Genomic DNA, 13,826 nt, shown 5'->3' with positions numbered 1-13,826 from the left:
TCAGCCCGCCTTCGCGATCGGGAGCCAGTGCGCCACTTCGGGCGCCCGGCTCCCGGAGGCGGTGAGCGTGCCCGCGTCGAGCGCGGCGTCGAAGCCGAGCAGCCCGGTCGCCAGCAGCAGCCAGGTGCGCGCGTCGGTTTCGACGACGTTCGGCGGCGTGCCCCGCGTGTGGCGCGGCCCCTCGATGCACTGGACCGCGACGAACGGCGGCACCCGCACCTCGACCGAGTGCCCGGGCGCGGACGCCGCCAGCGCCCGGGCGGTGCCGCGCACCGCCGCGGCCAGCGCGGCGCGCACCGGCGCCTCGACAGACTCGTCCAGCAGCCAAGGAGTCACCGCCGCCACGGCTGCGCGCAGCTCGGCGGGGTCAACGGTCGTACGTCCTGCCATGCCGGCGAGGTTACTGGGCGGGCCCGACACCTTGGCGGGAGCGGGCCAGGCGCGGGGCCAGCACGCCACCGGCGTTGAGTGCCCAGTGCTGTAGCGCCGGGGCGGTGGCGCTGTCGGCGCGGCGGCGCAGCCAGCCGAAGACGAGGCCGCCGAGGGTGGTGGCGGCCACCGTGCCGGGCACGCTGTCGCCGCCCGCGCGGGCGGGCCGAATATGCCAGAGACCGAAGGTGGCGGCGCCGAGCAGGGCGCCGGCGCGGGGGCCGAAAGCGTTGTCCAGCAGGGGTTCCAGGGTGCCGCGGAAGATCAGCTCCTCCGCGTAGACGGTGCCGATCGGAATGTGGATGCCCGCCCACTCGGCGGGCGAGACCTCGGCTTCGCGATCGGCGAATTCGACCAGGCCCTGCCGCAGCGCCGGAATCGCCACCGCCACAGCGTATCCGGCCGCGACGGGAGCGGTCGCCGCCAGGCCGACGCGCAGGCCACGTGCCGAGAACCAGTGCGGCGCACCGTCGAACAGCAGCGCGTAGCCGGTGGCGAATCCGGCGTTGGCGGCCGTCCGGCCCCGCAGGTTCAGACCGAGGCCCGGCAGCAGCCAATTGTGCCAGAGCAGCGGAATGCCCACTGCGGCAGCGACTCTGATGCCGCTACTCACTTGAGTTCCCGCTCGATGTCCTCGGCGGTTTCGAGCTGGGCGCGGATCTTGTCGGAGAGCTCGGCGTTCCAGCCCGGCGGCTCGGCGATGGCGACCCAGCCGTCCAGCACCAGCGAGCCGTAGCGGTGACCGTGGCCGTCGGTGACGCCCTGGGCGTTGGTCAGATCGGCCGCCACCTGCCAGAAGGTGACGAACGGCGCCCAGCGCATCTGCGAGGAGACATCCGCGCCGCGCGGCTCGGCCAGCCAATCGGGCTGGGAGAAGATGAGATCCGGCGACCACCAGACGATCGGGTCGGAGGCATGCTGCAGGTAGGCGATGCGCGGCGGCCGCCACTCGGTGGTCGGTTGGGCCAGATCGGCGCTCTCGGCCGCGAACCGGACCACCAGCCCGTCGGCGTACATCGGCTCGACCTCGCGGGAACCGGGATCGCGCCGCGAAACCAGTTGCTTCCACATCTGATTGGAGTTGGGCGGGCCCACCCACAGCGCGCCGTCGACCTTGGCGCGCAGATCGGAGAGACCGTCGAAAGCCGCCTCGGAGCCTTGGGAGCCGAGGCTCTCGCCGTAGACCAGCAGTTTCGGCCGGGCCTCCGGCGGCCGCGCCGACCAGTGCGCGTGCACCGCGTCGAACACCAGCTTGCCCGCGGTGGCGGCCTTGCCGCGGTCCGCGAGGAAGGACAGCACGCTGGGCAGATACGAATACTGCGTGGCGATGATCGCGGTGTCGCCGCCGTACATGTACTCGATGGCGCCGGCCGCGAGCGAGTTCACCCAGCCGGTGCCGGTGGTGGTGACGACCACGACGACCTTGCGGTCGAAGGCGCCGGTGCGTTCGAGTTCGGCGGCGGCGAGCTGAGCGTGCTCCTCCGGACCGCCCGCGACGGACTCCAGGCCGACGTAGGCGCGGATCGGCTCGCGCGCGGGTTTGCCGGTGAGCTCGCCGATCTGGCTCGCGGTCGGACCGTGCGAGACGAACCAGCGCCCCTCGAAACCCAGGGTCTCCCACTTGGCCAGCGATTCCGGGCTGCCGGACCGTTCGGGCAGCTGCGGCTGCACCGCGTTCACCGAGGTGTGGTCGTTGCGCACGCTGAAAGCGGAGTTGGCGACCGCGAAGAAGGCGCGCGAGGCGACGCCGTTGACCACGGTCACGGTGAAGACGGTGAGCAGCAGCAGACCCAGCGCGGGCGCGAATTCGCGCGGCACCCGGATCCAGCGATTGAGCTGGCGGGCCAGGGCGAGCACGAGGTGGCGCAGTGTGCGGTACACCGCGACCACGCCGACGCCGACGACCACGCTGAGCAGGCCGGTGCGCAGGTAGGCGGCGGTGTCGGTGCCCTCCATGCCCATCAGGGCGGTGATCTCGCGCTGCCAGCGCGCGGACTGCACCAGCATCAGGGCCGCGACCACCGCGGCGGTCAGCAGGATCGCCGACTTCATCGCGTAGCGCACCCAGGTCGGCGGGACCGCCGCGCGCAGCCTGGGCCCGAGCTTGGGCGCGTACCGCAGCCAGACCCGGAACAGCCACTCCAGCAAACAGCCGACGCCGTACCCCAGCGCGGCGTTGATACCGCTGATCAAACCCTGGAACAACCAGTCGCGCGGCACCAGCGACGGTGTCACCGAGAGCGCGAAGAACAGGGTCGCGAAGATCAAGCCGAGATAGTTGAGATCGATCATGGTCTCCAGGCGGCGCATCACCGCGACACCGCGCGTACGCAGCCTCCGCAGGGCCCTCGCCTTCTCGAGCACCCGATCAGTATGGCGGTCGCGGGCGACAACGCCGCCATCGCACCGCCCCTGCAGCAACCGGCCGGATACGAAGGCGGGCCCCGGCATTGCCGGGGCCCGCCTTCGTAGTGCCGTCAGGCGATGTGCGCGCCGAACAGGTTCGGCAGCGTGGCCTCGAAGGTCGAGCGCAGTTCGGTCAGCGGAACCGTGAACTGACCCTGCACCTCGATCGCGTCCGAACCCTGGTCCACCACGCCGATGCGGGTCCACGGCAAACCGCGCGCGTCGCACATCTTGGTGAAGCGGGTCTCCTCGGTGCGCGGCACCGCCACCAGCACGCGGCCGGCGGACTCGGAGAACAGCTGCACGAACGGGTCGGTGCCCTCGGGCAGCAGGATGCGGCAGCCGGTCTCGCCCGCCAGCGCGGCCTCGACCACGGTCTGCGCCAAGCCGCCCTCGGACAGGTCGTGCGCGGCGCTGATCATGCCGTCGCGCGAACCCGACTTCAGCACCTCGGCGAGCAGCTGCTCGCGGGGGAAGTCGACCTTCGGCGGGACGCCGCCGAGGTGATCGTGGGCGACCTGCGACCAGATCGAGCCGCCGAGCTCGTCGTGCGTCTCGCCGAGCAGGATCAGCGTCTCGCCGGGCTCCAGGCCCAGGCCGGTGGGGATGCGCCGGTGCACGTCGTCGATGACGCCGAGCACGGCGACCACGGGGGTCGGCAGGATGGCGTCCTTGCCGGTCTGGTTGTAGAAGCTGACGTTGCCGCCGGTGACCGGAATGCCCAGGGCCGCACAGCCGTCCGCGAGACCGTGCACGGCCTGCTGGAACTGCCACATGACGCCCGGATCCTCCGGGGAGCCGAAGTTCAGGCAGTTGCTGACGGCCTTCGGGGTGGCGCCGGTGGTGGCGACATTGCGGAACGCCTCGGCCAGCGCCAGCTGCGCACCGGTGTACGGATCCAGCTTGGTGTAGCGACCGGAGGCGTCGGTGGCCAGCGCGATACCGCGGCCCGACTCCTCGTCGATCCGGATGACACCGGCGTCGGCGTGCTCGGCGAGCACGGTGTTGCCGCGCACGTAGCGGTCGTACTGCTCGGTGATCCACTTGCGGCTGCACAGCTGCGGGCTGGCGAGCATCTGCAACAGGGTGGCGCGCAGTTCGTCGCCGGTCTTGGGCCGCGAGAGGGTGTCGGTGCTGTCGGCGATCAGCGCGTCCTGGTAATCCGGGCGCTGCACGGGCCGCTCGTAGACCGGGCCCTGATGGGCGACGGTGCGCGGCGGCACGTCCACCACGGTCTCGCCGTGCCAGGAGATGACCAGGCGCTCGCCGTCGGTGACCTCACCGATGACGGTGGCCAGGGTGTCCCACTTCTTGCAGACGGCCATGAAGGCGTCCACGTTCTCCGGGGTGACGACCGCGCACATCCGCTCCTGCGACTCGCTGGAGAGGATCTCGGCCGGGGTCATGTGCTTGGCGCGCAGCGGGACCTTGGTCAGGTCGATGTGCATGCCGCCGTCGCCCGCGGCCGCGAGTTCGGAAGTGGCGCAGGACAGGCCGGCGCCGCCGAGGTCCTGGATGCCGACGACCAGACCGGCCGCGTACAGCTCCAGACAGCACTCGATGAGCACCTTCTCGGTGAACGGGTCACCGACCTGCACGGCGGGCAGCTTCTTGCGGCCGGTGCCGGACTCGTCACCGGAGAAGGTGTCCGAGGCGAGCACGGAGACGCCGCCGATGCCGTCGAGGCCGGTGCGGGCGCCGAACAGGATGATCTTGTTGCCGGCGCCGGAGGCGAAGGCCAGGTGCAGATCCTCGACCCGCATCACACCGGCGCACAGCGCGTTCACCAGCGGGTTGCCCTGGTAGGAGGCGTCGAACACGGTCTCGCCGCCGACGTTGGGCAGGCCGAGCGAGTTGCCGTAGCCGCCCACGCCGCGCACCACACCGTCGACCACGCGCCGGGTGTCCGGGTGATCGGCCGCGCCGAAGCGCAGCTGGTCCATCACCGCGATGGGCCGCGCGCCCATCGCCATGATGTCGCGCACGATGCCGCCGACGCCGGTGGCCGCGCCCTGGTAGGGCTCCACGTAGGAGGGGTGGTTGTGCGATTCCACCTTGAAGGTGACCGCCCAGCCGTCGCCGATGTCGACCACGCCGGCGTTCTCGCCGATGCCCGCGAGCATCGAGGCCTTCATCTCGTCGGTGGTGGTCTCACCGAAGTAGCGCAGATGCACCTTCGAGGACTTGTAGGAGCAGTGCTCGCTCCACATCACCGAGTACATGGCCAGCTCGGCGTCGGTGGGCCGGCGGCCGAGGATCTCCTTGATGCGGGCGTACTCGTCGTCCTTGAGGCCGAGTTCTTTGTACGGTTGCGGCGCATCGGGGCTTGCTGCGGCTGCGCTGACGGTATCGACCTGCGGAGTCACGGAGGTACCTGGGTCCTTTCGGCCGGGCCTGGTGGAACGGCGAGCAGCGACCTGCGTTGTCACTGGGTTGCGGCGAAGTGCCTGGGCTCAGTCTAGAGGGAGCGCCCAGGTCGGCCGGTGCCTACCCGGGTGCAGCACCGGGTATCGATTGCCTGTTGATTGCCCATGTCGAACGCCATCGTCGCAACCACAATCGAATTACCTTGTCAGACCCTAAAAATCTGCTGACGAAACACCGGTTGCCAGAGCAGCTCCGAAGCGGGTCGTCCCCACTACGCTGTCGCCCGTGCGCGCGCGCAACGAAAGTCACACCCGAGCGCACTCGGCCATGCGAGAACCGGCGGCAGCGAGGTGGAGTCATGATCGATCGGGCGGCCGATTCGGTATCGGCGCGGCAGGGCTGGGGGCTGGTGCTGGCCGTCGTGGCGTTCGCCACCTCCGTGCTGATCGCGCTGCGGGCGCAGTGGTGGCGCGGCTACATCGATCTGCTGGTCTACCGCAACGGCGCCCAGGCCTGGCTGGACGGTAAGGCGCTCTACGGCGAGCTGCCCCCGGTGCTGGGAATCAGTCTGCCGTTCACCTATCCCCCGCCGGCGGCATTGCTGTTCACCCCGCTCGCGCTGCTGCCGTTGCCGCTGGCCGAGGTGGCGATGCTCGCGCTGTCGGCACTGAGCCTCGGTATCACGCTGTGGCTGGTGCTGACCCGGCTCCGGCCCGAGCTGGCGCGGCCGAGCGTGCTCGCGCTGGTGCTGGGCGCGGTCGCGCTGGCGCAGTTCCTGGAGCCGGTCCGGCAGACCTTCGGCTTCGGGCAGATCAACCTGATCCTGATGGCGGCGGTCACCGCGGATTGCCTGGCCCGCAAGCCGTTCTGGCCGCGCGGGTTGCTGATCGGCCTCGCGATCTCGGTGAAGCTGGTGCCGGCCGCGTTCCTGCTGTATTTCCTGCTGCGCCGGGATTGGAAGGCATTGCAGACGATCGCGGTGTCCGCGCTCGCCGCGATCGGCGTGGGCTTCCTGCTGTTCCCCAGGGATTCGGCGCGGTACTGGTTCCACCTCATCCTCGATACCGGGCGGATCGGGTCGCCGGAGTTCGCGGGCAACCAGTCGATCAAGGGCATGCTGTTCCGGCTCGGCTTCCAGGCCCAGCCGGCGACCGCGCTCTGGCTGACGCTGTCGGCGGTGACGGTCGCGCTCGCCGTGGTGTGCATGCGCCGGCTGCTGGACGCGGGCTCGCCCGTCACCGCGCTACTGGTGAATGCCTTCGCGCTGCTGCTGATTTCGCCCGTGTCCTGGTCACACCACTGGGTGTGGACCGCCCCGGCGCTGCTGGCGGCCGCGAACGCGATCGAACGCGGCAACCGCAACCCGTGGTTCCTCGGCGGCGTCGCCGCCTGCGCCGCGCTGCTGCTGGCGGGCCCGCAGTGGCATCTGCCCCTGCACCGCGAACTCGACTGGTCCTGGTGGCAGCAGATCGTGGGCAGCAGCTACGTGCTGATCGCGTTCGCGGTGCTGGCCGGCGTGGCCGCTCAGTCGGCGGTGGGTGTGAGGAAGGCGGCCAGCGCCGCGGCGTAGGCGCCCACGTCGGCCGCGCCCATCAGCTCCCGAGCCGAGTGCATGGCCAGCTGCGGTGCGCCGACGTCGACGGTGGTCATGCCGGTGCGCGCGGCGGTCATCGGGCCGACGGTGGACCCGCACGGCAGATCCGCGCGATGGACGTAGCGCTGCAACGGAACTCCGGCCTGGTCGCAGGCCAGCGCGAAGGCGCCGGCCCCGGCGGCGTCGGTGGCATAGCGCAGGTTCTGGTTGACCTTGAGCACCGGGCCGCCGTTCACCTCGATGCGGTGCGCGGGCTCGTGCCGCTCCGGGTAGTTCGGGTGCGTCGCGTGCGCCATGTCGCCGGAGGCGACGACCGAACCGGCCAGCGCCGTGAGGAATTCGGCCCGGCCGCCGCCGCGGGCGAGCACGATCCGCTCCAGCACGGTGGGCAGCAACTCGGACTGCGCGCCGCGATCGGACTGGCTGCCGACCTCCTCGTGGTCGAACATCACCAGCACCGGCACCGCCGCACCGGGCTCGGCGAGCGCCGCGAGGAAGGCCTGCAACCCCGCGTAGCAGGTGCCCTGGTTGTCCAGGCGGGGCGCGCTGAGCAGGTCCTGATCCCGGCCGATCAACCGGCTCGGGGCCAGGTCGTGGGTCATCAGTTCCCAGCCGAGCACGGCGTCGGGGCGCACCCCGGCGCGCTCGGCGACGAAGTCCAGGAAGGAGCGCGGCCGGTCGCCCACGCCCCAGATCGCGTTCACGTGCCGCTGCGGGTCCAGCTGGACACCGCGCCGATCCTCGGCCAGGTGGATGGCCAGCTGCGGCACCCGCAGGATCGGGTCGTCGATGCGAACCAGCTTGTCGTGCAGGGTATTTCCGTCGCGCACGCTCAGCCGCCCGGAAATCCCGAGCTCCCGGTCCAGCCAGGAGTTCAGCAGCGCGCCGCCGTAGGGCTCCAGCCCGACCAGCTGCCAGCCCGCGACGGCCAGATCGGGATGCTGCTTGACCCGCAGGTTCGGGCTGTCGGTGTGCGCGCCGAGCACGCGGAACGGCAGCGTGGTGTCCTCCGAACTCGCCCAGGCGATCAGCGAACCGCCGCGCACCACGTAGTACCGGCCCGGCGCCGCCGGCCAGGCCGCCGCCTCGGTCAGCGGCGTGAACCCGTTGGCGTCCAGTTCCGCCGCGACCGTCCGGCAGACGTGGAACGGGCTCGGCGAGGCATCGATGAACTGGCACAGCCCCGGGGCCGTGGCAGCGGTAGTAGTCGCGGGCATGCCCCGATGGTAGTTAAGTGATCTAGATTCCGACGATCTCGGCGACCTGCTCCTGCGCCTTGACCGGGTCGTTGATCCAGGTCCGATAGAAGTCGAGCGGGCAGTCCGCGACTCCGAACGCGTCGGCGCCGCGGGATTCGCCGCGGTGCAGCAGCCCGTAGGGGCCGAACTGGTCGCGGTTGTAGTGCCGGGCTTCGCGGATGGCGCGCAGCGAGAGCCGGGCGCCGCGTAGTTCGTTCACCTCCGAGCCGCACTCGCCGAGCGGCCGCCCGTCGTGGTCGACGATCATCGAACGCCCGGCATAGGAGTGCACGCCGTCGAAACCGGCCGCGCCCGCCACCGCGACGTAGACATTGTTGGCCCAGGCCATCGCCTTGGCCATGGCGATCTGCTGTTCGGTCTGGCAGCCGCGCAGCACCTGGCAGTGCACCATCAGTTCCGCGCCCTTGGCCACGCAGTCGCGCCACACCTCGGGATAGTTGCCGTCCTCCCCGATGATCAGCGACAACTGAATGCCCTTCGGCCCGCTGCAGACGTAGGTGGTGTCCCCCGGATAGCAGGGTTCGCCGTCCGGCGACGGCGCGATCTTGCGGTAGCGCTGCACGATCTCCCCGAGATCGTTGATCAGCACGACGGTGTTGTACGGCGGGCGCAGCGGATGCTCCTCGTGCCGCTCGCTCAGCGAGAAGACGCCCCACACCCCGTTGCGGCGGCAGGCCTCGGCCAGTACCGCGGTCTCGTCACCGGGAATCACGGTGGCGGTGGAGTACAGCTCGGTCTCGTCGTACATCACGCCCATCGTCGAATATTCGGGCAGCACAACGAGATCCACGTCGCGGTGACCTAATTTCAGACCGTCCAGGAGAAGCCCGATCCGGTAGCAGTTGGCCAGCACCTCGGGACGGGAATGCAGCCGCGGCATCCCGTGATTGAGCACCGCGACATTGACCGTGTCCGGGTTCGACACAACAGATTCGTTTCCCATCGCCGCGCTCCTCATCCATCCATCAAGTAATTCCATCCGAAACTAATGGAAGAAGATCACCCACGGGAGACGAAAGATTCGGAACGAGGCTTTTGGGACGAATGTGTCTTGATCGAAACCGACCCGCGACACCGGGTGGGTTTATGGCAACTCGGCGCTGGATATGAGCTCGAGCACACGCAGCAATTCGGTGTATCGACGGGCGCCCAGCCGGCCGCGCAGGTCCTGCTCGGCGCGCATCTCCTCGGCGCGCACCGCCGCGACCAGTTCCGCGCCGAGCGTGCTCAGACCGATCAGGATGCGCCGCCGGTCCTCCTCGGCCGCCACCCGGAAGATCAGCCCGCGCTCAGCGAGGCAATCCGCGTGCCGGGTCGCCGAGGACGGCGCCAGCTGTGAGCGCACCGCCAATTCGCTCATGGTTATGCCGGAATCACTGGACAAATTGCACAGCATCGACCATTGGTCCGGGGAAAGTCGCCTGGCACACAAAGCTTCGTCGAGGTGGCGCAGCCAACGACGTTCCGCGGCGCGCAGCGCACCATGCAGCGTGGAATGTCCGCCTACAATGGTCGTCATTGTTTCCTGCCCGCCAAGAATTGTGCTCGAACGAGAAGAAGAGTACCGAATGACTCCGTTCGGCGAGAGCCCAGACGGCATCATCGAGATCCTGGACATCATCCCGCGCCAGGGCCCGGGCGGGATCGTGGGCCCGTCCTGCGACGCGGCGATTTCCCTCGCGGTACACGAAATCAACAGCGGCGCCGGAATTCTCGGTCGTGAAATTCGCACCACCCATATCGACGGCGGCCGCCGGCCGAGCGAGGTGGCCGACGAGGTCGCCGCGCTGCTGGCCACCGGCATGGTGCACGCCATCACCGGCTGGCACACCTCGGCGGTGCGGCGCGCGGTCGCGCGCGCCAACGCCGGACGGGTGCCCTACCTGTTCGCCACCGGCCACGAGGGCCTGCGCGACGAACTGCCCGGCGTCCTGATGCTGGGCGAGCATCCGGCCGGGCACACCGTGCCCGCGGTGCACTGGCTGCAACGCGAATACGGCATCCGGCGCTGGGCGATCATCGGCAACGACTACATCTGGCCGCGGGAGACCGCCCGGGTCGTGCGCAAGAGCCTGGCCGACCCGAATGCCGTTGTGCTGGAACGGTTCGTGCCGCTGGGCAGCCCGGATTTCGGCGGCTTCCTGGCCGAGCCCGCGCTGGAACAGGCCGAGGGCGTCATCATCCTGATGGTCGGCAACGACGTATCCCGGTTCAACCGGCGGTTCGCGGCGACCGGGCGCGCGGCCACGCAATTGCGGGTCAGCCCGGCGGCCGACGAGAACGTGCTGCTGGCCGGCGGCGTCGGCGCCAACCACAACCTGTTCGTCCCGTCCAGCTTCTTCCTCGACGACGAACTGGTCGACGGCGCCGCGCGCAAGGCCCGCTACCGGCGCCGGCACGGCAGCTTCGCGCCCGCGCTCACCAGCTTCAGCAACGCCACCTACGAGGCGATCCACACGCTGCGCGGGCTGGCCGAGTCGGTCGGCTCGCTCGACGTGCCCCGCCTGCAGCGCGCGCTGCTCGACGACCTGCGCTACGAAACACCCGGCGGCGCCCGCTGTTTCCACGGCAACCAGGTGATCCAGCCGGGCTACATCGCCCGCGCCGCGGGCGTCGACTTCGAGATCATCGGCCGCATCTGCTGAAACGCGAAACACCCCGCCACCAGGGGTGACGGGGTGCCTGCGGGAAAAATCTAAGCCGAGACCAGCGAATCGAGCACCGACAGGAACAGGCCCATGCCGTCGTCGCTCGGACCGGTCAGCGGTTCGGTCGCGTGCTCGGGGTGCGGCATCAGGCCGACGACCCGGCCGTTGGCCGAGGCAATGCCGGCGATACCGCGCTGTGAGCCGTTCGGGTTCGCGCCCGCGTAGCGGAACACCACCCGGCCTTCGCCTTCCAGCTCGTCGAGCACCTCGGTCGAGGCCTGGTAGCGGCCCTCGCCCGACTTCAGCGGGATCAGGATCTGCGCGCCCGGCTCGTAGCGCGAGGTCCAAGCGGTATCCACCGACTCGACCTGCAGCCACTCGTCGCGGCAGATGAAGTGCAGGCCCTCGTTGCGGGTGAGCGCGCCCGGCAGCAGACCGGCCTCGCACAGCACCTGGAAGCCGTTGCAGATGCCCAGCACCGGCAGGCCGGCCTTGGCGCCCTCGACGACCTTGCCCATCACCGGCGCGAACCGGGCGATGGCGCCGCAGCGCAGGTAGTCGCCGTAGGAGAAGCCGCCGGGCACGACGACCGCGTCGACGCCCTTCAGGTCGGCATCGGCGTGCCACAGGCTGACCGCCTCGGCGCCGGACCGGGTCACCGCGCGGGCGGCGTCGACATCGTCGAGCGTGCCCGGAAAGGTGATCACACCAATACGCGCTGTCACAGCCGGACGACCTTCCACTCCTCGATGACGGTGTTGGCCAGCAGCGCTTCGGCGATCTGCTCGAGCTCGGCGTCGCTCACCGAGTCGTCCACATCGAGTTCGAATCGCTTGCCCTGCCGCACATCCGCGATACCGGCGAATCCCAGACGCGGGAGCGCACCGACGATCGCCTGCCCCTGCGGATCCAGGATCTCGGCTTTCGGCATCACCTCGACCACGACTCGTGCCACGCGTTGCTCCTCAGGTGTGGTGGTGTGGGGGTACTCGACCAGCGTAGTTGTCGGCCTCCCCCGCCCAGGCTCCGGGGTCAATACGATGGCGGCATGCGCATAGCCCACTTCGGCCACTCGTGTCTCCTCGTCGAGCTGCACGGCAAGAAGGTGCTGTTCGATCCCGGCACCTTCGCCCACGGCTTCGAAGGCCTCACCGATCTGGACGCGATCGCGGTCACGCATCAGCATCCCGATCACATCGACCCGTCCCGGATCGACGCGCTGCTGGCGGGGAATCCCGGCGCGCGACTGTTCTCCGATCCGCAAACCGCCCACCAGCAGGGCGGTAAGTGGGAGGCGGTGCACGCGGGCAACGTCATCGAGCTCGGCGACCTGCGGATCACCGGCGGTGGCGGCCGGCACGCGGTGATCCACCCGGACCTCCCGGTGGTCGACAACACCGTCTTCCAGCTCGGCACCGCCGACGACCCGGCCGAGCTGGTGCATCCCGGCGATTCACTGTGGGTGCCGCCGGTGCCGGTCGGGGTGCTGGCGATTCCGGCGGCCGCGCCGTGGATGCGGCTCAGCGAGGCCGTCGACTACCTGCGCGCGGTGCGCCCGCGCACCGCGCTCCCCATCCACTACGGCATCATCGAACCGCAGGCGCAGGGGATCTACTTCGGCCGGCTGGCCGAAATGGGGCCCGCCGGAACCGAATTCACCGTCGTCGAGCCCGAGACCCAGCGCGAGTTCTAGGGCCGGGCGTAGGCGGTCAGGAACAGCGCCTCCGCGAGCGCCATATTCTCGATCTCGACCGGATCCACGCTCTCGTTGGGTGCGTGGATCAGGCATTTCGGCTCCTCCACCCCCAGCAGCATGATCTCCGCGTCCGGGTAGGTGTCGGCGAAGACGTTGCACAGCGGGATCGAGCCGCCCTGGCCCTGGGTGGTCGCCGCCTTGCCGTAGGCCTGGGCCAGCGCGGCCTCCATCGCGGTGCGGGCCGGGCCGCCGCGGCCGGACCGGAACGGCGCGCCGGTGGCCTCGGTCTCGATCGTCAGCCGCGCGTGCCAGGGCACATTGGCGCGCAGGTGCTCGGTGAGCGCCTGCAACGCGGCCCGCGCGTCGGTGCCCGGCGGGATCCGCAGATTGAGCCGGGCCCGGGCGCTGGGCTGAATGGCGGCCGCGGAGCCGACCACCGGCGGCACGTCCAGGCCGAGCACCGTCAGCACCGGCCGGGCCCAGAGCATGTCGGCGACGGTGCCCTCGCCGAGCAGGTCGACGCCGCCCAGGACGCCGGCGTCGGCGCGGAACTTCTCGGCCGGGTACTGCACCCCGGTCCAGCGCTGGTCGTTGGACAGGCCGTCGACGGTGGTGTTGCCGTGCTCGTCGCGCAGGGTGGCCAGCAGGTGGATCAGCGCGGCCAGCGCGTCCGGCGCGGCGCCGCCGAACATGCCCGAATGCATCGGCCCGGCAAGGGTTTCCACGGTCACCACGACATTGACGTTGCCGCGCAGGGTTTCGGTGAAGGTCGGGACGCCGACGGCGAAGTTGCCGCAGTCGCCGACCACGATCGCATCCGCGCGCAGCAGCTCCGGGTGCGCCTCGACGAACCGTTCCAGCCCGCCGGTGCCCTGTTCTTCCGAGCCCTCCGAGACCAGCGTGATGCCCAGCGGCAGTTCGGGATCGATGGCCCGCAGCGCGGTCAGGTGCATCACGATATTGCCCTTGCAGTCGGCGCTGCCGCGGCCGTACCAGCGGCCGTTCTTCTCGGTCAGCTCCCACACCGGGGTGCGCCAGGCGGCGGCGTCCAGCGGCGGCTGCACGTCGTAGTGGCAGTACAGCAGGACCGTCGGGGCCCCGGGCGGCGCGGGCCGGGAGGCGATGACCGCCTTACTGCCGTCCGGGGTTTCGTGCAGGCCGACCTTCGGCAGGCCGACCGAGGCGAAGGCGTCGGCCACCCACTGCGCGGTCCGCTCGCACTCCTCCGGTGGGAACTGGCGCGGGTCGGCCACCGATCGGAACGAAACCAGCTGGGTCAGATCTTTCTTCGCCTGCGGCATCAAAGCGGCTACGCGCGTGCGCAATTCGGCGGTCTGCGGCCCATCGGCGGTCATGCCGGTATCTCCTGTGGTTGTCCGGGTCTTGCAGCTCGGTGAATCAGCAGTCCGACAATACCCATGCCACCA

The 13,826-nt window shown here is 70.2% G+C and carries 13 protein-coding genes; 3 read left to right on the top strand and 10 right to left on the bottom strand.

What is annotated here, in order from left to right:
• The 4 genes from AB0H76_RS27430 to purL all read right to left on the bottom strand — a co-directional run bounded on the left by AB0H76_RS27430 (position 1) and on the right by purL (position 5,201).
• Entirely contained in the window at positions 1–390 is a 390-nt protein-coding gene (locus tag AB0H76_RS27430) for a sterol carrier family protein (protein ID WP_357329536.1), read from the bottom strand.
• A 10-nt stretch (positions 391–400) separates the two neighbouring features.
• Positions 401–1,042, bottom strand: a complete 642-nt coding sequence (locus AB0H76_RS27425) for a CPBP family intramembrane glutamic endopeptidase (RefSeq protein WP_357329534.1) — start codon at positions 1,040–1,042, stop codon at positions 401–403.
• A complete protein-coding gene (locus AB0H76_RS27420; RefSeq protein ID WP_357329930.1) occupies positions 1,039–2,739 on the bottom strand; it encodes an alpha/beta-hydrolase family protein in 1,701 nt (566 codons plus the stop codon). The genes AB0H76_RS27425 and AB0H76_RS27420 overlap by 4 nt, the downstream gene beginning before the upstream one ends.
• Positions 2,740–2,906: 167 nt before the next feature.
• On the bottom strand, positions 2,907–5,201 hold the full coding sequence (gene purL, locus AB0H76_RS27415; protein WP_357329532.1) for a phosphoribosylformylglycinamidine synthase subunit PurL: 2,295 nt from the start codon (positions 5,199–5,201) through the stop codon (positions 2,907–2,909).
• A gap of 359 nt (positions 5,202–5,560) precedes the next feature.
• On the opposite strand from purL, the gene AB0H76_RS27410 reads away from it, so the two are divergent.
• Positions 5,561–6,772, top strand: a complete 1,212-nt coding sequence (locus AB0H76_RS27410; RefSeq protein WP_357329530.1) for a glycosyltransferase 87 family protein — start codon at positions 5,561–5,563, stop codon at positions 6,770–6,772.
• Here AB0H76_RS27410 and AB0H76_RS27405 read toward each other — a convergent pair.
• The 3 genes from AB0H76_RS27405 to AB0H76_RS27395 all read right to left on the bottom strand — a co-directional run bounded on the left by AB0H76_RS27405 (position 6,727) and on the right by AB0H76_RS27395 (position 9,574).
• Entirely contained in the window at positions 6,727–8,013 is a 1,287-nt protein-coding gene (locus tag AB0H76_RS27405) for a M18 family aminopeptidase (RefSeq protein WP_357329528.1), read from the bottom strand. The genes AB0H76_RS27410 and AB0H76_RS27405 overlap by 46 nt on opposite strands.
• Before the next feature lie 22 nt (positions 8,014–8,035).
• Complete coding sequence (locus AB0H76_RS27400) at positions 8,036–8,998, bottom strand: nitrilase-related carbon-nitrogen hydrolase (protein WP_357329526.1); 963 nt, start codon at positions 8,996–8,998, stop codon at positions 8,036–8,038.
• A gap of 141 nt (positions 8,999–9,139) precedes the next feature.
• Complete coding sequence (locus AB0H76_RS27395; RefSeq protein ID WP_357329524.1) at positions 9,140–9,574, bottom strand: MarR family transcriptional regulator; 435 nt, start codon at positions 9,572–9,574, stop codon at positions 9,140–9,142.
• A 49-nt stretch (positions 9,575–9,623) separates the two neighbouring features.
• Between AB0H76_RS27395 and AB0H76_RS27390 the strand changes: the two genes are divergently transcribed.
• Positions 9,624–10,700, top strand: a complete 1,077-nt coding sequence (locus tag AB0H76_RS27390; protein WP_357329522.1) for a substrate-binding domain-containing protein — start codon at positions 9,624–9,626, stop codon at positions 10,698–10,700.
• 50 nt (positions 10,701–10,750) lie between these two features.
• On the opposite strand, the gene purQ is transcribed toward AB0H76_RS27390, so the two are convergent.
• Complete coding sequence (purQ, locus tag AB0H76_RS27385; protein ID WP_357329520.1) at positions 10,751–11,428, bottom strand: phosphoribosylformylglycinamidine synthase subunit PurQ; 678 nt, start codon at positions 11,426–11,428, stop codon at positions 10,751–10,753.
• Positions 11,425–11,658 carry a phosphoribosylformylglycinamidine synthase subunit PurS gene (gene purS / locus AB0H76_RS27380; RefSeq protein WP_357329518.1) on the bottom strand — a complete coding sequence of 78 codons (234 nt, stop codon included), beginning with the start codon at positions 11,656–11,658 and terminating at the stop codon, positions 11,425–11,427. Before purS ends, purQ begins: the two co-directional genes overlap by 4 nt.
• A 93-nt stretch (positions 11,659–11,751) precedes the next feature.
• On the opposite strand from purS, the gene AB0H76_RS27375 reads away from it, so the two are divergent.
• The gene (locus AB0H76_RS27375; protein ID WP_357329516.1) at positions 11,752–12,396 is read left to right on the top strand and encodes an MBL fold metallo-hydrolase; all 645 of its coding nucleotides are present in this window, start codon (positions 11,752–11,754) and stop codon (positions 12,394–12,396) included.
• Here the strand turns inward: AB0H76_RS27375 and AB0H76_RS27370 are convergent.
• Complete coding sequence (locus tag AB0H76_RS27370; protein ID WP_357329514.1) at positions 12,393–13,754, bottom strand: dipeptidase; 1,362 nt, start codon at positions 13,752–13,754, stop codon at positions 12,393–12,395. The genes AB0H76_RS27375 and AB0H76_RS27370 overlap by 4 nt on opposite strands.
• Positions 13,755–13,826 lie beyond the last annotated feature (72 nt).

It is taken from the genome of Nocardia sp. NPDC050712, assembly GCF_040654295.1.
Lineage (GTDB): Bacteria > Actinomycetota > Actinomycetes > Mycobacteriales > Mycobacteriaceae > Nocardia.
Note: the sequence above shows the minus strand (reverse complement) of the source record. Positions and strands in the feature narration are given on the sequence as shown.

What these genes read in the sequence shown, in the direction of transcription:
- AB0H76_RS27410 (WP_357329530.1), top strand. Translation starts at nt 5,561, where the DNA reads ATGATCGATCGGGCGGCCGATTCGGTATCGGCGCGGCAGGGCTGGGGG.
- AB0H76_RS27420 (WP_357329930.1), bottom strand. Translation starts at nt 2,739, where the DNA reads ATGCGCCGCCTGGAGACCATGATCGATCTCAACTATCTCGGCTTGATC.
- AB0H76_RS27375 (WP_357329516.1), top strand. Translation starts at nt 11,752, where the DNA reads ATGCGCATAGCCCACTTCGGCCACTCGTGTCTCCTCGTCGAGCTGCAC.
- AB0H76_RS27370 (WP_357329514.1), bottom strand. Translation starts at nt 13,754, where the DNA reads ATGACCGCCGATGGGCCGCAGACCGCCGAATTGCGCACGCGCGTAGCC.
- AB0H76_RS27400 (WP_357329526.1), bottom strand. Translation starts at nt 8,998, where the DNA reads ATGGGAAACGAATCTGTTGTGTCGAACCCGGACACGGTCAATGTCGCG.
- AB0H76_RS27430 (WP_357329536.1), bottom strand. Translation starts at nt 390, where the DNA reads ATGGCAGGACGTACGACCGTTGACCCCGCCGAGCTGCGCGCAGCCGTG.
- AB0H76_RS27405 (WP_357329528.1), bottom strand. Translation starts at nt 8,013, where the DNA reads ATGCCCGCGACTACTACCGCTGCCACGGCCCCGGGGCTGTGCCAGTTC.
- AB0H76_RS27390 (WP_357329522.1), top strand. Translation starts at nt 9,624, where the DNA reads ATGACTCCGTTCGGCGAGAGCCCAGACGGCATCATCGAGATCCTGGAC.
- AB0H76_RS27395 (WP_357329524.1), bottom strand. Translation starts at nt 9,574, where the DNA reads ATGACGACCATTGTAGGCGGACATTCCACGCTGCATGGTGCGCTGCGC.